17 protein-coding genes are annotated in these 18,786 nt (G+C 72.2%); 11 read left to right on the plus strand and 6 right to left on the minus strand.

All coding sequences use genetic code 11. From position 1 onward, the window contains the following. Window positions 1-31: 31 nt before the first annotated feature. The 3 genes from EDF64_RS10690 to idi form a co-directional block, all read right to left on the minus strand. Window positions 32-1,087: a magnesium and cobalt transport protein CorA gene (locus EDF64_RS10690; RefSeq protein ID WP_133519967.1), complete on the minus strand. Its 1,056-nt coding sequence runs from the start codon at window positions 1,085-1,087 to the stop codon at window positions 32-34. A gap of 266 nt (window positions 1,088-1,353) precedes the next feature. Next, the gene (locus tag EDF64_RS10695) at window positions 1,354-1,956 is read right to left on the minus strand and encodes a glycerol-3-phosphate responsive antiterminator (RefSeq protein ID WP_133519968.1); all 603 of its coding nucleotides are present in this window, start codon (window positions 1,954-1,956) and stop codon (window positions 1,354-1,356) included. 60 nt (window positions 1,957-2,016) lie between these two features. Continuing rightward, window positions 2,017-2,559 (minus strand): isopentenyl-diphosphate Delta-isomerase, encoded by a 543-nt coding sequence (gene idi / locus EDF64_RS10700; protein WP_133519969.1) that lies wholly within the window; start codon window positions 2,557-2,559, stop codon window positions 2,017-2,019. A 21-nt stretch (window positions 2,560-2,580) separates the two neighbouring features. Between idi and EDF64_RS10705 the strand changes: the two genes are divergently transcribed. From EDF64_RS10705 to EDF64_RS10750, 10 genes are all read left to right on the plus strand, one after another. Next, window positions 2,581-3,639, plus strand: a complete 1,059-nt coding sequence (locus EDF64_RS10705) for a polyprenyl synthetase family protein (RefSeq protein WP_133519970.1) — start codon at window positions 2,581-2,583, stop codon at window positions 3,637-3,639. Next, window positions 3,636-4,568: a phytoene/squalene synthase family protein gene (locus tag EDF64_RS10710; protein ID WP_133519971.1), complete on the plus strand. Its 933-nt coding sequence runs from the start codon at window positions 3,636-3,638 to the stop codon at window positions 4,566-4,568. The genes EDF64_RS10705 and EDF64_RS10710 overlap by 4 nt, the downstream gene beginning before the upstream one ends. Further along, on the plus strand, window positions 4,565-6,244 hold the full coding sequence (gene crtI, locus EDF64_RS10715; protein WP_243736339.1) for a phytoene desaturase family protein: 1,680 nt from the start codon (window positions 4,565-4,567) through the stop codon (window positions 6,242-6,244). Before EDF64_RS10710 ends, crtI begins: the two co-directional genes overlap by 4 nt. Next, the gene (locus EDF64_RS10720; RefSeq protein WP_133519972.1) at window positions 6,244-6,585 is read left to right on the plus strand and encodes a lycopene cyclase domain-containing protein; all 342 of its coding nucleotides are present in this window, start codon (window positions 6,244-6,246) and stop codon (window positions 6,583-6,585) included. The genes crtI and EDF64_RS10720 overlap by 1 nt, the downstream gene beginning before the upstream one ends. After that, on the plus strand, window positions 6,582-7,922 hold the full coding sequence (locus EDF64_RS10725; protein ID WP_243736340.1) for a prenyltransferase: 1,341 nt from the start codon (window positions 6,582-6,584) through the stop codon (window positions 7,920-7,922). The genes EDF64_RS10720 and EDF64_RS10725 overlap by 4 nt, the downstream gene beginning before the upstream one ends. Window positions 7,923-8,039: 117 nt before the next feature. After that, complete coding sequence (locus EDF64_RS10730; RefSeq protein ID WP_133519973.1) at window positions 8,040-9,083, plus strand: Gfo/Idh/MocA family protein; 1,044 nt, start codon at window positions 8,040-8,042, stop codon at window positions 9,081-9,083. A gap of 274 nt (window positions 9,084-9,357) precedes the next feature. Next, on the plus strand, window positions 9,358-9,870 hold the full coding sequence (locus EDF64_RS10735) for a hypothetical protein (protein WP_133519974.1): 513 nt from the start codon (window positions 9,358-9,360) through the stop codon (window positions 9,868-9,870). Between the two features lie 4 nt (window positions 9,871-9,874). Beyond that, window positions 9,875-10,912 (plus strand): YihY/virulence factor BrkB family protein, encoded by a 1,038-nt coding sequence (locus tag EDF64_RS10740; protein WP_133519975.1) that lies wholly within the window; start codon window positions 9,875-9,877, stop codon window positions 10,910-10,912. Window positions 10,913-10,948: 36 nt separating this feature from the next. Then, the gene (locus EDF64_RS10745; RefSeq protein WP_133519976.1) at window positions 10,949-11,434 is read left to right on the plus strand and encodes a DedA family protein; all 486 of its coding nucleotides are present in this window, start codon (window positions 10,949-10,951) and stop codon (window positions 11,432-11,434) included. A 40-nt stretch (window positions 11,435-11,474) separates the two neighbouring features. After that, complete coding sequence (locus tag EDF64_RS10750) at window positions 11,475-12,170, plus strand: SDR family oxidoreductase (protein ID WP_133519977.1); 696 nt, start codon at window positions 11,475-11,477, stop codon at window positions 12,168-12,170. A gap of 43 nt (window positions 12,171-12,213) precedes the next feature. Here the strand turns inward: EDF64_RS10750 and EDF64_RS10755 are convergent, their stop codons facing one another. After that, complete coding sequence (locus EDF64_RS10755) at window positions 12,214-13,815, minus strand: ABC-F family ATP-binding cassette domain-containing protein (protein ID WP_133519978.1); 1,602 nt, start codon at window positions 13,813-13,815, stop codon at window positions 12,214-12,216. A gap of 289 nt (window positions 13,816-14,104) precedes the next feature. Here EDF64_RS10755 and EDF64_RS10760 point away from each other — a divergent pair, with 289 nt between their 5' ends. Further along, window positions 14,105-14,527: a DUF3151 domain-containing protein gene (locus EDF64_RS10760; protein ID WP_133519979.1), complete on the plus strand. Its 423-nt coding sequence runs from the start codon at window positions 14,105-14,107 to the stop codon at window positions 14,525-14,527. A gap of 181 nt (window positions 14,528-14,708) precedes the next feature. On the opposite strand, the gene EDF64_RS10765 is transcribed toward EDF64_RS10760, so the two are convergent. Then, on the minus strand, window positions 14,709-17,780 hold the full coding sequence (locus EDF64_RS10765) for a glycoside hydrolase family 2 TIM barrel-domain containing protein (RefSeq protein ID WP_432207025.1): 3,072 nt from the start codon (window positions 17,778-17,780) through the stop codon (window positions 14,709-14,711). A gap of 2 nt (window positions 17,781-17,782) precedes the next feature. After that, window positions 17,783-18,718, minus strand: a complete 936-nt coding sequence (locus EDF64_RS10770; protein ID WP_133519981.1) for a carbohydrate ABC transporter permease — start codon at window positions 18,716-18,718, stop codon at window positions 17,783-17,785. Window positions 18,719-18,786 lie beyond the last annotated feature (68 nt).

Below are 18,786 nucleotides of genomic sequence, written 5' to 3' on the forward strand. Positions count from 1 at the left end.
CAGCCGGCACCGCGCCTCCCGTCCGTCTCGGCTAGAGCCAGTTGCGCTTGCGGAAGACCGCCCACAGCACGCCCATCAGGACGAGCATCCCGACGATCGCGACCGGGTAGCCGTAGCGCCAGTGCAGCTCGGGCATGTGGTCGAAGTTCATGCCGTAGACGCCGGCGATCAGCCCGGGCGCGAACAGGATCGCCGCCCACGAGGAGATCTTCTTCACCTCTTCGCCCTGCCGGTGCGCGGCGCGGGCCAACTGCCGGCTCTCCTCGCCCTGCGCCAGGCTCGCGCTGGTCATCCGCCGCATCGCCTCGTTCTGCTCCTGGGAGACGAGCGTCGCGTGCAGGGTCAGGGCGTTCTCGAGCAGCGCCCGGAACGAGTCCACCCGCTCGGTGACGCGCAGCGCGTGGTCGAGGACGTTCCGCAGCCGGTGCTGCACCTCGTCGTCGACGCCGTACTTGTCGGCGCCGCGCAGCAGGCCCTTCACCATCGCGGGGACCGGCTTCGTCGCCCGCTGGAAGCCGAGGACCTCGCTGAGGAGCTGGTAGATGCGCTTCGAGACACCGGGGTCGACCTGGCCGGCGAAGAGCTGGTCCTCGATGGCGTCGACCTGGTCCTGCAGGATCTCGACGACCGGGGCGTAGCCGTCCACGACCTCGTCGAGCACCGCGGCGGTGACGGCCTCTGATCCGCGGGCGAGGAACTCCGGGTCCGCCTCGACCTGGGCGCGGAGGGCGGCGAGGTCGGGACGCTCGGCGTGCCGGACGCTCACCACGAAGCGGTCGCCGACGAAGAGGTGGACCTCGCCGAACTGGACCGTCTCGGACGCAGCGTCGAACCACGCGGGCCGGAGCACCAGGAACAGCGTCTCGCCGTACCGCTCGAGCTTGGCGCGCTGGTGCCCCTTGCGGGCGTCCTCGACGGCCTGCTCGTGCAGGTCGAACTCGGCGGCGACGGCTTCGAGTTCGGACGGTTCGGGGCGGAGCAGCCCGATCCACGCGAGGTCGCAGTCGCGTCGCGCGTCGAGCGACAGGGTCGACGACGACTCGACGCGACGTCCGTCGACGTAGACCGCGTTGTCGATCATTGCCATGCTGTGCTCCTTCGGTCGGGAGCAGGCAGGCGCGAGCGGTCCCGGAACGATCCGGGACGAGGGCGTGGTTCAGCGAACGGGCACGGCGACGACCGTCAGGGGCGGCCGGCCCGGTCGTGGATGGTCACCCGACATCGCGCCTCACCTGCCCTTCTGGTCCGTCGCGACTGCTGATCGCAGCCGACTCGGCCACACCCGTGGCCGACGTCCGACCCTACTCCGCCGCCGAGGACGTGCCAAGGGCGGGGACCCGCACCTGCGAGGGCTCACATGCCCCAGACGTCACGGTTCGACGAGGCCACGGCGATCGCGCCCGCGCCGAGCGCCGCCACGACGTCGGCCTTGTCGCACACCAGGCCACCGGCGATGACCGGGACGGCGGTGTCGTCGCGGAGCCAGGTGATGACGCGGGGCATGCACCCGGGCAAGATCTCGATCGCATCGGGCTTCGCCTGCTCGACCACCCGGGGCAGCTGGTGGTACGAGAACGAGTCGACCAGGAAGAAGCGCTGGACGGCCACGAGCCCGGCGCGCTTGGCGGCACGGACCAGGTTCGACTTGGTGGACAGCACCCCGTCGGCACGGGTGTGCTCGGCGATCCAGGTCACCACGACCTCACGCGACGAGAACCCGTCGAGCAGGTCGACGTCCACGAAGACCGTCTTGCCGGCGTCCTTCGCTCGGTCGATGACGTCGGCGACGTCGAGAACGCTGCCGTACAGGACGAACACGACGCCCCGGTCGGAGGCCAGGACCTCGTCGAGCGCCGAGGCGTTCTTCACACTGGCGATCACCGGGTCGTCCCGGAGCGCTTCGAGCACGGAGTTCGCGGTGGTGCTGCGCGCGACATCGCGATCCGTGGTGGTCATACAGCCCATTGTCGATGTCCGGCCCTGGCAACGGGCCGGACGCAGACGGGCGCTGGCGGGTCAGCGCGTGATGCGGAGGCCCGACGTCGCCAGCTCGGTGAGCTGCCACCCGAGCCACGGGCTCCAGGCGAACGGCGAGCCCTCGACCGAGGCGCGCAGGGCGTCCTCGGACACCCAGGCGTACTCGGCGACCTCGTCGTCGGCCGGGGCCGGCACGTCGTCCGTCACGGCGCGGTACACCGGGCAGACCTCGTTCTCGACGATGCCGGACGCGTCGACCGCGCGGTACCGGAAGTCCGGCAGCACGAGCTCGACGTCGCGCACGGTGATGCCGAGCTCGCGGGAGGCCCGTCGGGCGATGGCGTCCTCGAAGGACTCGTCAGGACCGGGGTGGCCGCAGAACGTGTTCGTCCACACCCCCGGCCAGGTCTTCTTCGACAGCGCACGGCGGGTCACCAGGACGTCGCCGTCGGTGTTCCGGACGTGGCAGGAGAACGCCAGGTGGAGGGGCGTGTGGTCTGTGTGCACCGTGAACTTGTCCGCCGTGCCGATCGGGGTACGGTCGTCGGCCAGAAGCACCACGGTTTCAGGGAAAGTGCTCATCTGCACCGATAGGTTAGGCCAATGAGCGAGGAAGCGGCCACCGTGGCGCACATCGACCTCGCGCTCGTCGACGACTGCCTCGAGCGCTTCTTCGCCGTGTCGTCGGCCCGGGCCGAGCGCTACGGCCGCCCCTCCGAGGAACTCTGGCGGGTGCTCCGCAAGGCGAGCATGGGCGGCAAGCGCTTCCGGCCACGCATGGTCCTCACCGCGTACGCCGGGCTCGGCGGTGCGGATGCCCACGCCGCCGCGCACGTCGCCGCCGCGTACGAACTGCTGCACACCGCCCTCGTCGTGCACGACGACGTCATCGACCGCGACTGGTCGCGCCGCGGGCAGCCGAACGTCGCCGGGTCGTTCCGCGACACCGGCACGACCGGTGGCCTGCCGCTGCCGACGGCCGAACACCGCGGCATGAGCGCCGCGGTCATCGCCGGGGACCTCGCGCTCGCTGCGGCCCCGCGCTTCATCGAGGCCGCCGGCGTCACCGGTGACCGTCGCTCCCGCCTGCTCGAGATCCTCGACGAGGCGGTGTTCGCCAGTGCCGCGGGGGAGATGACCGACGTCGACCTCGCCCTCGGGGTGATGCCGACCGTCGACGAGGTCCTCGCGATGGAGCGGGCGAAGACGAGCGTCTACTCGTTCGAGGCCCCGCTGCAGTCCGGCGCGGTGCTCGCCGGCGCCACCGAGCAGGTCGTCACCGCGCTCGGGGACTTCGGCCGCGAGATCGGCATCGCCTACCAGATCGTCGACGACCTCCTCGGGGTTTTCGGCGACGAGACCATGACGGGCAAGTCCGTCCTCGGTGACCTGCGTGAGGGCAAGCGCACGATGCTCATCGCGCACGCCGCGACGACCGACTGCTGGCCCGAGCTCGAGCCGTACCTGGGCGACCCGGGCCTCACCGAGGAGCGTGCGGACGAGGTCCGTGCGACCCTGGTGTCCTGCGGTGCCCGTGCGGCCGCGGAGTCGAGGGTCGCCGAACACGCCGCCCTGGCCCGTGCCGAGCTCGCCGCACTGCCGTACGACCTCGCCGACCGCCTGGAGGGCCTCGTGACCGAACTCGTGGAGCGCACGCGGTGACGCACAGCAAGGCCGAGCCACGTCCGACGACGCGGCTCGGGCTCTACGACGCCACGGCAGAGGCAGCCTCCGGCGTCGTCATCGACCGCTACTCCACGTCGTTCGGGCTCGCCAGTCGCCTGCTCGCGAAGGACACCCGCGAGCACATCCGGAACGTCTACGCGCTCGTCCGGGTCGCCGACGAGGTCGTCGACGGTCCCGCGACCGAGGCCGGGCTCGACCCCGCGCTGGCCCGCACGGTCCTCGACGAGCTCGAGGCGGACACCGAACGCGCCATCGCGCTCGGGTTCTCCGTCAACCCGGTGGTGCACGCCTTCGCCCGCACCGCGCGGACCACCGGCTTCGGCCCCGAGCTCACCCGTCCGTTCTTCGCGTCGATGCGGATGGACCTCGAGCAGACCGAGCACGACGAGGCCTCGTTCACCACCTACGTGTACGGCTCGGCCGAGGTCGTGGGCCTGATGTGCCTCCGTGCGTTCGTGTACCGCGCCGGCCGACCGACCTTCGACGACTCCGTGCTCGTCGACGGCGCGCGAGCACTCGGTGCCGCGTTCCAGAAGGTCAACTTCCTCCGCGACCTGCACGCCGACTTCGAGGTGCTCGGTCGCTCGTACTTCCCCGGCGTCGAGGTGCGCACCTTCGACGAGGCCACGAAGGAGCGGCTCGTCGCCGACGTCCAGGCCGACCTCGACCGTGCCGCGATGACCATCCGCCTGCTCCCCGCCGACGCGCAGAAGGCCGTCGGACTGGCGCACGGGCTCTTCCAGGAGCTCAACGACCGCATCGCGGCGACGCCGGCGAACCTCCTCATCACGACCCGGGTGCGCGTGCCGAACCCGGTGAAGGCGCGGCTCGCCGCGCAGGTCCTCGCCGGACGCGCCCCGTTGCGTTCGCGGGCCGCCCACCACCTGCCTGGAGGCACGTCATGACCCCGCCCCGCGCCTCCGGTCCGAAGGCGCCCGCCTCCGCACCGACGGCACCCGCGTCCGCTCCGCGGGCGCCGGCGTCCGCTCCGCGGGCGTCCGGCTCACGACGCAAGGTGCCGGCTCGTCGCGCCGTCGTCATCGGCGGCGGCATCAGCGGGCTCGCGTCCGCCGCCCTGCTCGCGCGGGACGGCTTCTCGGTGACCGTGCTCGAGCAGCGGACGCAGCTCGGCGGGCGCGCCGGCTCGTGGGAGCAGGACGGCTTCCGGTTCGACACCGGTCCGTCGTGGTACCTCATGCCCGAGGTGTTCGACCACTTCTTCCAGCTGCTCGGCACCTCCGCGGACGCCGAACTCGACCTCGTGCGGCTCGACCCGGGTTACCGCGTCTACAGCGAGGGGTACGACGACCCCATCGACCTGCGCGCCGACCGCGAGGCGAACATCGCGCTCTTCGAGTCGGTCGAGCCCGGTGCGGGCGACCGGATGCGGAAGTACCTCGCCTCGGCTGAGGACACCTACGCCATGGCCGTCCGCCGGTTCCTGTACACGACCTTCCAGGACCTCACGAAGCTCGCGGCACCCGACGTCCTCCGGCGGCTGCCCAAGCTCGCCCGCCTGCTGCTCCAGCCGCTGTCCGCGTTCGCGAGCTCGGCCGTGCGGGACCGCCGGCTCTGGCAGGTCCTCGGGTACCCGGCGGTCTTCCTCGGCACCAGCCCGTACGCCGCCCCGAGCATGTACCACCTGATGAGCCACCTCGACCTCGCCGACGGCGTGCTCTACCCGAAGGGCGGCATCACCGAGGTCATCTCCGCCGTGGAACGGGTCGCCCGTCGCGAGGGCGCGAAGATCATCGCCGGTGCCAAGGTCGAGCGCATCGTCGTGCAGGACGGCGTCGCCGCCGGCGTCGTGCACCGCGACCGCGACGGCGTGCAGCACACCGCGCCAGCGGACCTCGTGGTCAGCGCAGCCGATCTCCAGCACACCGAGATGCAGCTGCTCGACCGCGAGCACCGCACGCACGGAGCCGACCACTGGACCAAGCGGGACCCGGGCCCGAGTGCCGTCCTGGTGTACCTCGGCATCGACGGTCCGACGCCGGGCCTGCTGCACCACACCCTCGTGTTCACCGAGGACTGGAAGGCGAACTTCGGCGCGATCTTCGGGAAGGACCGGCACGTGCCGGACCCCGCGTCGATCTACGTCTGCGCGCCCTCCGAGACCGACCCGTCCGTCGCGCCCCGCGGCTCGAGCAACCTGTTCGTCCTGGTGCCGTTGCCCGCCGACCTGTCGATCGGCAAGGGCGGCATCGACGGTGCCGGCGACTACCAGGTCGAGCAGATCGCCGACCGCGCGATCGACGTCGTCGCCGAGCGCGCGGGCATCCCCGACCTCCGCGACCGCATCCGGGTCCGCCGCACGATCGGCCCGCGCGACTTCGCCGACGACCTGAACGCGTGGAACGGGTCGATGCTCGGTCCGGCGCACACCCTGCGGCAGAGCGCGTTCTTCCGCGAGAAGAACGCCTCGGCGAAGGTCGACGGCCTGTACTACGTCGGGGCCTCGACGATCCCGGGCATCGGGCTGCCGATGTGCCTCATCAGCGCCGAGGTCCTGCTCAAGCGGATCCACGGCGACAGCAGCACCGAGCCGCTGCCGACGCCGCTGGGCGCCACGGTCTGATGCCCGGGCTGTACCTCGCCGGGCTGCTCGTGTCGCTCGTCGGCATGACGGTGCTCGACGCGCGCTTCCGGCTGTTCTTCTGGCGGGCACCGTGGCGCGCGACCGCCGTGATGGTCGTCGGCGTCGCGTTCTTCCTGCTGTGGGACGCGCTCGGCGTCGCGTTCGGCATCTTCTTCATCGGGCCGCAGAACCTGCTCACCGGGGTGCTGCTCGCGCCGGACGTCCCGCTCGAGGAGCTCTTCTTCCTGCTGCTGCTCTGCTACACGACGATGAACCTGACCGGGTTCGTCCGGCCCCTCGTCGCCCGGCGGGTCCGCCGGTCCGAACGGCGGCGCGCGTGACCGGGGCGGGCGCGTACGCGCTGCTGGCGCTCCCGTTCTTCGCGGCCGTCGCCGTGGTCGCCGTGATCGCGGGCATCGTCGCCGCGCGTCGTGCGCAGCGGGCCGGGCGTCGGGCACGGACCGGGCGCCGCATCGCGCTCGTCACCGGCCTCGTCGCCGGCATCGCGCTCCTCGTCATGACGATCGTGTTCGACAACGTCATCGTCACGCTGCGCATCGTGGCGTACGACCCCGCGCTCATCAGCGGTGCGAAGATCGGGGCGATCCCGGTCGAGGACCTCGCGTACGCGATCGCGGCGATCGTGCTGCTGCCCGCCCTGTGGATCCTGTTCGACCGGACGGGCCCGCGCGGCCCGGCCGACGCGCGCCCCGCGCCCGACCCGACCACCGCCCCACCGGAGGACACCTCAGTGAACGCGAGCACCGCCTCCAGGCCGTCGACCCTGCGCGCCCTCTTCGTCTCGTCGCGCCCGATCAGCTGGGTGAACACCGCGTACCCGTTCGGCGCCGCGTACCTGCTGGGCAGCGGGGTCGGCGTCGACGGGGGTGGCGGGTTCTCGCTCGTCGCGTTCCTCATCGGGGTCGTGTACTTCCTGGTGCCGTACAACCTGGCGATGTACGGCATCAACGACGTCTTCGACTACGAGTCCGACCTTCGGAACCCGCGGAAGGGCGGTGTCGAGGGTGCCCTGCTCGACAAGAGCGTGCACCGCGCGACACTGTGGGCCGTCGTCGTCACGAACGTGCCGTTCCTCGTCGCGCTCGTCGTGCTCGGGGCGGTGAGCGGCAACGGACCGTGGTCGTGGCTCGTCCTCGCGATCAGCGTGTTCGCGGTGCTCGCCTACTCCGCGCCGGGGCTCCGCTTCAAGGAGAAGCCGTTCCTCGACTCGCTCACCTCGTCGACCCACTTCGTGTCGCCGGCGATCTACGGTCTCGCGCTCGCCGGGCCGCACTGGACGGGGCAGCTCGTCGCGGTGTGCGTGGCGTTCTTCCTGTGGGGCGTGGCCTCGCACGCGTTCGGTGCCGTGCAGGACGTGCTCGCGGACCGAGCCGGCGGCATCGGGTCCGTGGCGACCGTGATCGGTGCGCGCGCGACCGTGCGCCTGGCGTTCGTGGCCTACCTGGTCGCCGGGGTCGCGCTGCTGTTCTCGGCGTTCCCGGGGCCCATCGCCGCCGTCGTGGTGATCCCGTACGCGCTCAACGTGCTGCCGTGGTGGAACGTCACCGACGCCGACGCCGAGGCGGCCAACGCGGGGTGGAAGCGGTTCCTCTGGATCAACTACCTCGCCGGGTTCATCGTCACCATGGCGCTCATCGCGTACGCCTTCACGCACTGAGCGGAAGCACCGAGCGGACGCGCCCGCCCGCTGCGCGCGGTGCCACCGGTCCCTGACAGACTGGACGGACGCACCGCGGCGTCCGTGGTGCGACACCAGCCACGAGGGAGTGCACGCATGACGGTCCGGATCATCCACGTCGGTCTCGGAGGGTGGGGCGGCAACTGGGCCCGCACCGCCATCCCGGAGGTCACCGAAGTGGAGGTGGTCGGGATCGTCGACCCGGTTCCGGCCACGCTCGAGGCCGTCCGCGAGGACCTCGGTCTGCCGGTATCCGCGGCGTTCCCGTCCCTCACCGCGGCGCTCGCCGCCGTCGAGGCCGACGCCGTCGTCATCACCGCCCCCGCCGTGACCCACGTGCCCCTTGCACTCGAGGCGCTCGAGGCCGGCAAGCACGTGCTCGTCGAGAAGCCGTTCGCCAACACCACGGACGAAGCCGTCACCGCCGTCCGCCGTGCCGAGGAGCTCGGGCTCGTGCTGCAGGTCAGCCAGAACTACCGCTGGTACCCGGCGCCTCGGGTCGTGCAGGAGCTGCTCGCGACGGACACCGTGGGCGAGGTCTCGGCGATCAGCATCGACTTCCGTCAGTGGGACAACGACCAGCCCGCGGGGGAGTACCCGCACTACGCGTTCCCGCACGCGATGATCAACGACATGGCCATCCACCACTTCGACCTCCTCCGGATGGTCACCGGTCGCGAGGCCGTGCGCGTCTTCGCGAAGGCGTCGTACCCGTCGTACAGCAAGTACCAGGACGAAGCGGTCGCGTCGATGATCATCGAGCTCGACGACGGTCTGGTCGTGAGCTACCGCGGCAGCTGGCTCTCGCGTGCCCCTCGGACGGCCTGGGCCGGCGAGTGGAGCATCCAGGGCGAGGACGGCGAGCTCTGGTTCACGAGCCGCAGCGGTGCGCCGAACGCTGTCGAGGGCGACCGCGTGACGATCCGCCGTACGCAGGACGACGAGGCGGTCGCGGTGGAGCTCCCCGCGCTCGAGCACACCGACCGGCAGGGCGGGCTGCAGGCCTTCGCACGGTCGGTCGCGGGAGGTCCGGCCCCGGCGACGAGCGGGCGCGACAACCTGCGGAGCCTCGCCCTCATGGAGGCGGCGGGCCGCTCTGCGGCGTCCGGCCGCCCCGAGGACGTCGTCGTCCCGTCCTGACGTGACCGGCTGACGGCCTGGAGGCGCGGCGCGGGCCCGCCACGCGCCTCCAGGCCGTCCCGTGGTCGCGCCGGGCCGGCGGCCGCCCCGCGGTCCCGCCCCGCGCTCGCCCCCCCCCCCCCCCCCGAAAGCGACAGTCCGCCCCGGAACTCCCGCGGACATCTGTCGCTTCGGCGGCCCGGACCGCGCCGGGCAGCCGCGAACCGTCGCTTTCGCGGCCCCGCGGCGCGACACACTGTGCGGCGTTCCGGGGTCGACGTGTAGGAAATGGGGAATGGCCAAGGACAGTCTCCCCGAGCTCGAACTCGCGAACGTCCGCACGCGTGAGCACATCACCGACACCGTGACCGAGATCCGGCGTCGTGCGGACCTCCCTGCCCGGACACGGCTGGCGATCGCCAAGACCCGGCAGCGCTGGCACCGCGACCCGACCCCGCTCGTGGCGATGGGCATCACCGCAGCCGCAGGGATCGCCGCGATCGTCACCGGCATCGCGCTCCGGAACAGCCCCGCCGGGCACCTGGCCGACCCGCCGGCGAGCTCGGCGTTCACCGCGCTCCTGCCCTTCGGCGCGCGTGGTGGCCCCTCCGCCCAGGAACAGGCGCAGTCCGGCCGCAAGGGGCGCAAGGCCCGGAAGCGGGCCGCCGAGGACGCCCTCGAACGTGACCCGATGCACAAGGCCCGGGTGAAGCAGCAGGTCGGCATCAGCGCGGTGCAGCGCCGGGCCGACAAGAACCGCAAGCAAGCGGTGAAGCGGTCGAAGCAAGCCGTGAAGGCGAGGGGGTAGACCCGTGGCGCAGGACCAGCAGAAGCCGGCACCCGACGACTCCCGGAAGCCGGACAGCCCCGCCGACCTCACGAAGCCGACGTTCGTGTACACGCTCAAGAAGACGCTGCGCGAGTTCTCGAGCGACCAGTGCACCGACCTCGCGGCGAGCCTGACGTACTACACGGTGCTCGCGCTCTTCCCCGGACTGCTCGCCGTCGTGTCGATCCTCGGGCTCGTCTCGGACCCGGCGAAGACGATCGACACCCTGCTCGACGTCGTCCGGAACGTCGGCGGCGGGCAGGTCGCCGACCTGCTGCAGAAGCCGATCGAGGGACTCGTCCGGTCGCCGGCCGCCCCGGTCACGTTCATCGTCGGTCTCGTCGGTGCGCTGTGGTCGGCGTCCGGCTACGTCGGCGCCTTCGGCCGGGCGATGAACCGCATCTACAACGTCCGCGAGGGCCGGCCGATCTGGAAGCTCCGTCCGACGATGCTCGGCGTGACGCTCTTCACGGTCGTCCTGCTCGTCCTCGGTCTGCTCGCGCTCGTGTCCGGCCCGCTGGCCCGTGCGTTCGGCGACGTGATCGGCCTCGGCGACGTGGCCGCGCTGGTGCTGTCCATCGTGCAGTGGCCGATCCTGCTCGCGATCATGATCATCGTCGTGGCGGTGCTGTACTACTGGGCGCCGAACATCAAGCAGTCGAAGTTCAAGTGGGTGAGCGGCGGCGCGCTGCTCGCCATCGGCATCTGGATCATCGCGAGCGTCGGCTTCGGCTTCTACGTCGGCAACTTCTCGAACTACAACGCCACGTACGGCTCCCTCGGTGGGGTCATCGTGTTCCTGCTGTGGATCTGGATCACGAACAACGCCCTGCTCTTCGGTGCGGAGTTCGACGCCGAGCTGGAACGCGGCCGGCAGCTCCAGGCGGGCATCCGCGCGGAGGAGGACATCCAGCTCCCGGAGCGCGACACCCGGCAGATCGAGAAGCAGGACGAGCAGCGCGCGAAGGACGTCCTCGAGGGGATCAAGATCCGGCAGAGCGCCGGCCGATCGGACGACTGACGGGTCCTTCCCGGCCCGGACCGCTACGGTGCGCCCGTGCCGTCCTTCCTCGAGGGGCTCCCGTTCTGGTGGCTCGTCATCGCGCTCTTCGCCGTGGTGCTCTGCCGCGCGCAGACGACGTACTGGCTGGCGCGCGGCGCGGTCGCGGGGGCGTCCCGGTCACGCTGGGGTCGCTGGCTCGACTCGGCCGCGGTCCGTCGTGGGTCGGCGCTCCTCGACCGCTGGGGGCTGCCGGTCGTCACGCTGAGCTTCCTCACGGTGGGGCTGCAGACGATCATGAACGCCGCCGCCGGGATCGCGCGGGTGCCCTGGTGGCGCTACACGCTCGCGATGCTGCCGGGGTGCGTGGCCTGGGCGTTCATCTACGCCACGGTCGGCATCGCCCTGTTCTGGGCCGTCCTGGCCACCTTCGCCGGCTCACCGTGGGGCGTGGTCGTGCTCGTCGCGCTGGTGGTCGCGGCCGGCGTGGGCACCTGGTCGGTGCGTCGACGACGTCGGTCCACCTCGTCGACGTCCGCCTGACGCCCTGGAGGCGCGGCTCGCGTTCCGTAGGCTGGCCTGCGTGACGACAGAACAGCCTCCCGTCCTGCCCACCGCCCTCGTGACCGGCGCGACCCGCGGGATCGGCCGGGCCATCGCCCTCGACCTCGGGCGCACCCACCACGTCCTGGTCGGGGGCCGCACCGCCGGCGCCGTCGACGAGCTCGTGGCACTCCTGCCGAACGCGTCCCCGTTCGTCGGTGACCTCGGCGCGGGCGACGTCCCGGTGCTGCCCGACCGGCTCGACGTGCTCGTGCACAGCGCCGGCGTCGAGCAGGGCACCACGGTCGCGGACACCCCGCGCGCCGTGTGGGAGTCGGTCTTCGCGACGAACGTCTTCGCGGTCGCGGAGCTCACCCGCCTCGCGCTCCCCGCGCTCCGGGCCGCCCGGGGCATCGTCGTGCCGATCAACAGCGGTTCCGGCTTCCACTCCGGCCCCGGCGGCGGCGTGTACGCGGCGTCGAAGTTCGCGCTCCGGGCCTTCGCCGACGCCCTCCGCGAAGAAGAGCGGGCGAACGGCGTCCGGGTGTCGAGCGTGCACCCGGGCCGGACGGACTCCGACATGCAGCGCGCCCTCACCGAGAAGCTCGGCGAGGACTACGACACCGCGTACTACCTCGCGCCGGAGGACGTGGCGGCCGCCGTCCGCACCGTCGTCGACCTGCCGGAGCGCGGCACGATCGAGTCCCTGGCGATCCGCCCGACGAAGCGCCGCTGACCCGACCCGACCCGGCCTGACCCGGCCCGGCCCGGCCCCTCCCTCACCCGAGCTCGAGCCGGGCGGTGAGGTCCAGCCGGTCCAGGAACGTCTCGTCGTGGCTCACGACGACCAGGGCCCCGCGGTAGGCCCGGAGGGCGTCCACGAGCTGGTCGACGCTCGTCAGGTCGAGGTCGTTCGTCGGTTCGTCGAGCACCAGGAGCTGCGGCGGCGGGTCGGCGAGCACCAGGCTGGCGAGCGCCACCCGGAACCGCTCCCCACCGGACAGCGCCCCGGCGGGCCGGTCGACGGTGTCCCCGCGGACGAGGAAGCGTGCGAGCCGGTTCCGGACCTCGGCCGGGGACACGTGCGGGGCGTCCCGCCGCACGTTGTCGAGTACGGTCGCGGCGTCGTCGAGCGAGTCCTTCCGCTGCGGCAGGTAGGCGATCCGGTCGACGTGCGGTTCCGCGTGCGTGTCCGGCAGCGGGTGCTCCCGGGCGTCGGGTGCGCCGACGAGCTGTTCGAGCAGCGTCGTCTTGCCGACGCCGTTGTCCCCGACGACGGCGACCCGCTCGGGTCCCTGCACCACCGTCTCGCGGCCGCGGACCGTCACGGTGGCGATCCGCCGTGCGGCCGGCACGTCCGGGTCGGGCAGGGCGACGTGGATGGACTCGTCGTCGCGCAGCCGGAGTTCGGCCTCGCGTGCGGTGGCGAGTGCCTCCTGCTCGGCGGTGCCGTGCGCGACCCGGAGCCGTCCGGCGGTCTCCTGCGCCTTCTTCCGCTGCTCGTTCGCCAGGATCTTCGGCATCGACCGCCCGGCCTTCTCACCCGCCTTCGCCCGGCGTGCGATCTTCGTCTCCGCCTCGATCCGCTGCCGTTTCTCGGCGCGGTGTCGTTGCTCGGCGACACGGACCTCGCGCTCGACTGCGGCCTGCTGCACGGCGAGGTGCTCCTCGAACGCGCTGAAGGTCCCGCCGAACACGGTCATGCTGCCGGCGCGGAGCTCGGCGGTCTCGTCGACGTGCTCGAGGAGCTCCCGGTCGTGGCTGACCACGACGAGGGTGCCCGGCCAGTCGTCGACCATGTCGAGCAGGAGCCCACGGCCGCGGCGGTCGAGGTTGTTCGTCGGTTCGTCGAGGAACGCGATCGGCAGGCCGCGCAGCCGGATGCCGGCCACCGCCACCAGGACGGCCTGCCCGCCGGACAGGGTGGACACCGGACGCTCCAGGACGTCGGCCCCGGTGCCGTCGTCACGGGCGCCGGGGAGCCCGAGCCCGATCGCGTCGAGCGCCGCTGCGGCACGCTCCTCGAGGTCCCAGTCGTCGCCGATCACGTCGAAGTGACCGGGGGAGGCGTCCCCGCCGAGCACCGCTCGGAGCGCCGTGAGCGACCGACGGATGCCGAGCAGGTCGGCGACGGTGTCGTCGTTCCCGGTCTGCAGGCGTTGCGGCAGGTGGTCGACGGGACCCGACGTCGTGACGGTGCCGGACGTGGGGTGGAGCCGACCGGTCACCAGCCGGACGAGCGTGGACTTGCCGGCCCCGTTCCTCCCGACCAGGCCGGTCCGGCCCCGACCGAAGGCGGTGGTGAGGTGACTGAGCGCGACGGTGCCGTCGGGCCAGGTGAAGCTGACGTCGTTGAGGACGACGGATGGACTGCTGGGCACGGAGTGCCTCCCCGGTGGTCGATGCTGGGCGCACGACACCGGACCCGCCACGACGTGCACGAGGGCACGGGGCGGAGCGCCCGACGGGGCGCGTCATCACGGTGTCAGCGCGTGGGCTGAGCGGAACCGGTGATGGCCAGCAAGACGTCTCTTCCGTCGGGGAGTCCCCGTGACCGCCATCCGTGCCGCCGGTCGGTCGTCCCGCCCCGGGTGCCTCGTGATGACGACGAGGAGGTCTCCCACGCTAGAGCCGGGGCCGAGCGAGCGCAAGAGGTGACAGGCTGGGGGCATGCCGGAGAACCTGCTGCCGAACCCGACCGCGAACCCCGAGACCCTCCTCCCCGCCGAACCGGAGGTGACCGCTGCCCTCGCCGCCGACGCCCCCGTCGCGAGCGTCGTCGTGTCGCACCCGTCGTCGAGCCTGGCGTGGGCGCTCCTCGCCGACGAGGCGTGGGCGCGCGGCGCGACGCTCGAGTCCTACGCCTACGCCCGCGTCGGCTACCACCGCGGACTCGACGCCCTGCGGAGGGCGGGGTGGCGTGGTGCCGGGCCGGTGCCGTGGTCGCACGAGCCGAACCGCGGTGTGCTCCGGGCCCTGTTCGCGTTGCGTCGCGCGGCCGAGGCGATCGGTGAGGCCGGCGAGCCGGAGCGCCTGACGGAGTTCCTCGACGCGTCCGACCCGGCGGCGATCCCGGCGCTGAGCGCCGCGTAGGCGGCGGCGCCCGCCCGCGCCGCCGCGCTGCCGCCCCGCGCCGCCGCGCCGCCGCGCCGCCGCGCCGCCGCACAACGAAAGTCACCCCGAGCCGCGCCATAGCGCGGTTCGGGGTGACTTCGGTTGTGCGAAGCGCAGCGGGGCCGCCGCGCGCCCGCGCAGCCGCCGCGCGCCCGCGCCCCTACGCCAGCACCACGCTCCACGAGAACGCCTGCGGCCACAGCTGGTGCTCGGGCAGGACGTCGAGCCCGCACGCCCGCGACCCCAGCCCGTGCTGCGCCGCGTCGAGGTACAGGTACAGGTGCTCCGACGCCGGCAGCTCGTACGGGTGCCCGGCGCGGCCGATCTGCTGCGCCGTCCACGGCGACAGGGCGAACCCCGCACGGTGCGACCCCACGGTCGACACCGTGAACGGCCCCACCGTCAGCGAACGGAGCCCCGGACGGTGCCCGGTCTCCTGCGGCCGCGAGTAGTTCGCGTGCAGCAGCGACACCGGGGAACCGAAGCGCCCGACGTGTGCCGCGTGCGACGAGTCCGCGTACGACTCGAGCGGTCCGGTCCCGAACCACTCCACGGCGGCGTCCTCGGCGACGAGCGACCCGGGCAGGTCGAACCGCACGCCGATCCGCGGCCAGGTGACGTCCCACGCGCCGAAGGGCACGGCGTCGGTCTGCAGCAGCAGCCCGGAGTCGGTCAGTGTCCAGCGGTGCGTGACGTCGAGACCCCAGCCGCTGTTCGCCGCCGCGACGCGCACGCGCTGCTCCAGCCCGTGCGTCGTCCGTGACACCGACACGAGCCGGTGCGTCAGCCGGTCGAGCCCGCGGGCCTCCCACTTCGACGCCGACGACGGCGCGTTCGGGTCGCCGACGCCGTGCGTGAGCACCGGGTCCGCGGTCTCGTAGCCGCCCTGGGACGCTCCACGGTCGTTGTCGGTCGGCGCGCGCCACAGCTCGAGTCGGGGGCCGTCGACCTGCTGCCCCTTCCAGGACACCAGGTCCCCGCGGGCGCTGAAGGTCCCGTCGCCGAGACGGTCGCCGTCCCAGCCCGCACCGGAGGCCCGTGGGGCCTCCGCCGGCCGGCTCGCGACGAGCGATTGGGTGCGTGCGACGACGTGGCCGGTGTCCGCCCAGGCCGTCGGCCCGGCGAGCTCCGCGACGACGTCGAACCACAGTTCGTCGCCCGGGGCGAGCTCGGTGGTCGCTGCCTCGAGCACGGCGTCGGGGACCGGGATCGTGGCGGACTCGCGGGCCGCGACGACACCGGGGGCGAAGCGGCCCTCCTGCTCGACGACGCCGTTCCGCGAGAGCGTCCAGTGGAACCGGAGTCCGGCGGTCGACGCGGAGTGGAAGCGGTTCTCGACGAGCACGGTGCGGTCCGACACGGCGAACCGGATCGGTGCCACGACGGCCGCGAACTCGGCGAGCCCCGGCGTCGGGGTGTCGTCGGGCAGCACGAGGCCGTCCATCACGAAGTTCCCGTCGTGCACGACCTCGTGGAAGTCGCCGCCGTAGGCGTAGTACGGCTCACCGGATGCCGTGTGCGCGAGGAGCCCGTGGTCCCGCCACTCCCACACGAACCCGCCGTGCAGGCGCGGGTAGCGGTCGACCAGGGCCTCGTACTCGGCGATCTGCCCCGGGCCGTTGCCCATCGCGTGCACGTACTCGCAGTGGATGAACGGCTTGGAGCGCTGCCGCGCGGCCTCGGCCGGGCCGCAGCCGAGCAGGGACGTGGCGGGGCCGCCGCCGATCGACTCGGTCTCCTGCAGGCTCGGGTACATCCGCGAGTACACGTCGGTGTACTCGCCCGTGTAGTCGCCCTCGTAGTGGACGGGTCGCTCGTCGTCGCGGTCGTGCACCCACTGCGCCATCGCTGCCAGGTTCCGGCCGGTGCCGGACTCGTTGCCGAGCGACCACATCACGATCGACGCGTGGTTCTTGTCCCGCTCGACCGTCCGTGCGATGCGGTCGAGGTACGCCTCGCGCCACGCGGGGTCGTCGGACGGGTTGCCCTGCCAGTCGAGGAACACGAACCCGTGCGTCTCGAGGTCGCACTCCAGGATCACCCAGAACCCGAGCTCGTCGGCGAGGTCGAGGACGCGGGGGTGCGGCGGGTAGTGCGAGGTGCGGATGGCGTTGACGTTGTGCCGCTTCATGAGCGCCATGTCCGCGCGTGCGTGGGCTTCGTCGAACACCCGGCCGCGCTCGGGGTGGGTCTCGTGCCGGTTGACGCCGTGGAACACGACGCGCTCGCCGTTGACCAGGAACCGGTCACCCTCGATCGAGACCGTGCGGAAGCCGAGCCGGAGCGACACCGTCTCGCCGCCCTCGGCCCCGCCGGCCGCCGCGCCCGTGGACAGCGTCGCGTCGTACAGCTTCGGGAGCTCCGCGCTCCACGGTTCGACGCCCTCGACCTCGATCGGCGCGACGTCGTCGGCCGTGTGCCACACGACGGACACCCCGAGGTCGGGGACGGCGAACCGGACGGGGAACACCGCGTCGAGCGTCGGGAACGAGATCGTGCCGGTACCCGTCGACGGGCGCCCGGACGCGGCGGTGCCCGCCTGTGTACCGCGTGCAGAACGAACCGTGCTCGCAGGCTCGCCCGGCGCTGGCGCCGCGGCGTCGCTGGCGCGCCGCCCTGATGCGAAGCGCGCGCGGACGAACACGTCGTCGACGGGGGCCGTGGGTCGGGCGAGCAAGGTGACGTCGCGGAAGATGCCGGGCAGCCACCACTGGTCCTGGTCCTCCAGGTAGGACGCCGCCGACCACTGGTGCACCCGCACCCGGACCTCGTTCGCGCCCGGCCGCAGCAGGGACGTGACGTCGAACTCGGTCGCCAACCGTGACCCGGTCGCCCAGCCCAGTTCCGAACCGTTCACCCACACCCGGAAGTGCGACTCCACCCCGTCGAACCGGAGCAGCACCCTGGCCGCCGCGCCGAAGGTGCTCGGCAGGTCGAACGTGCGGCGGTAGTCGCCCGTCGGGTTCTCCTCCGGCGGGTGCGGCGGGTCGATCGGGAACGGGTACTGCAGGTTCGTGTAGCTCGGCGCCCCGTGGCCGTGCAGGACCCAGTGCGCCGGCACGGGGATGGTGCCCCACTCGTCCTCCGGCCCCGGCAGCGGCACGTCCGCGACCGGGGACCACCGGAAGTCCCACTCCCCGTTCAGCGACAGGGACGGAGCGTCGGTGTGCAACCAGGCCCGAGGGGCGAGCCGGGTGTCCGAGCCCGGGGCAGGAGTGACGAGTGCGGCGATGGTCAACCCTTGACCGATCCTTCCGTGAGGCCTCCGCGCCAGAAGCGCTGGAGGACGATGATGGCGATGACGAGCGGGATGACCGAGACGAGCACCCCGCCGGTGGTGAGCTGGTAGAACTCCGGCAGCCGGTCCACCTGGGACCGCCAGTTGTTGAGTCCCAGTGTGATCGGGTACAGCTTCTGGTCTGCCAGCATGATGAGCGGCAGGAAGAAGTTGTTCCAGATGCCGACGACCTGGAACAGGAACACCGTCACCAGTGCGGGCGTCATCTGCCGGAGCACGATGGTGTGGAAGATCCGGAGCTCTCCGGCCCCGTCGATGCGGGCCTGCTCGAGGAGCGCCGTGTCCACCGACGCCGCCGCGTACACCCGGCAGAGGAACAGGCCGAACGGCGAGACGAGGCTCGGGATGAGCACGCTCCAGTACGTGTCGGTCAGCCCCATCGTCGAGAACAGCAGGAACAGCGGCAGTGCCGTCGCGGTCCCCGGCACGAGCACGCCGCCGAGGATCGTGCCGAACACGAGCTGCCGACCGCGGAACTCGTACTTCGCGAGCGCGTAGCCGCCGGCCGCGGCGAAGTACGTCGCCAGGACCGCGCCGACACCCGAGTACAGGATGCTGTTCGCGATCCAGCGGACGAAGATCCCGCCGTCGTACGTGAACACCTGCTGGATGTTGCTGAACAGGGCGAAGTCGCCGCCGAACCAGAACCCGTTCGTCGCGAACAGGGCCCCGGTGGTCTTCGTCGCGGCGATGACGACCCAGTAGAGCGGGACGAGGAAGTAGATCGCGACGATCACGAGGATGCCGGTGACGACGATCTGGGACTTTCCGGAGCGGTCGAGCTTCCGGCGCTGGTGCGCTCCGATCGACGTGGTGTCGACGGGGACGGCGGTCTTCGCGCTCGCTGGCGCTTCGATGGCTTCGCTGGTCATGCGTCCGCCCCCTTCGTTCCGTTCTGCAGACCGGACGGGCCCTGGAGGCCCGGTGCGGCTTGGGTGGT

The organism is Curtobacterium flaccumfaciens, from assembly GCF_004361695.1.
Lineage (GTDB): Bacteria > Actinomycetota > Actinomycetes > Actinomycetales > Microbacteriaceae > Curtobacterium > Curtobacterium flaccumfaciens_B.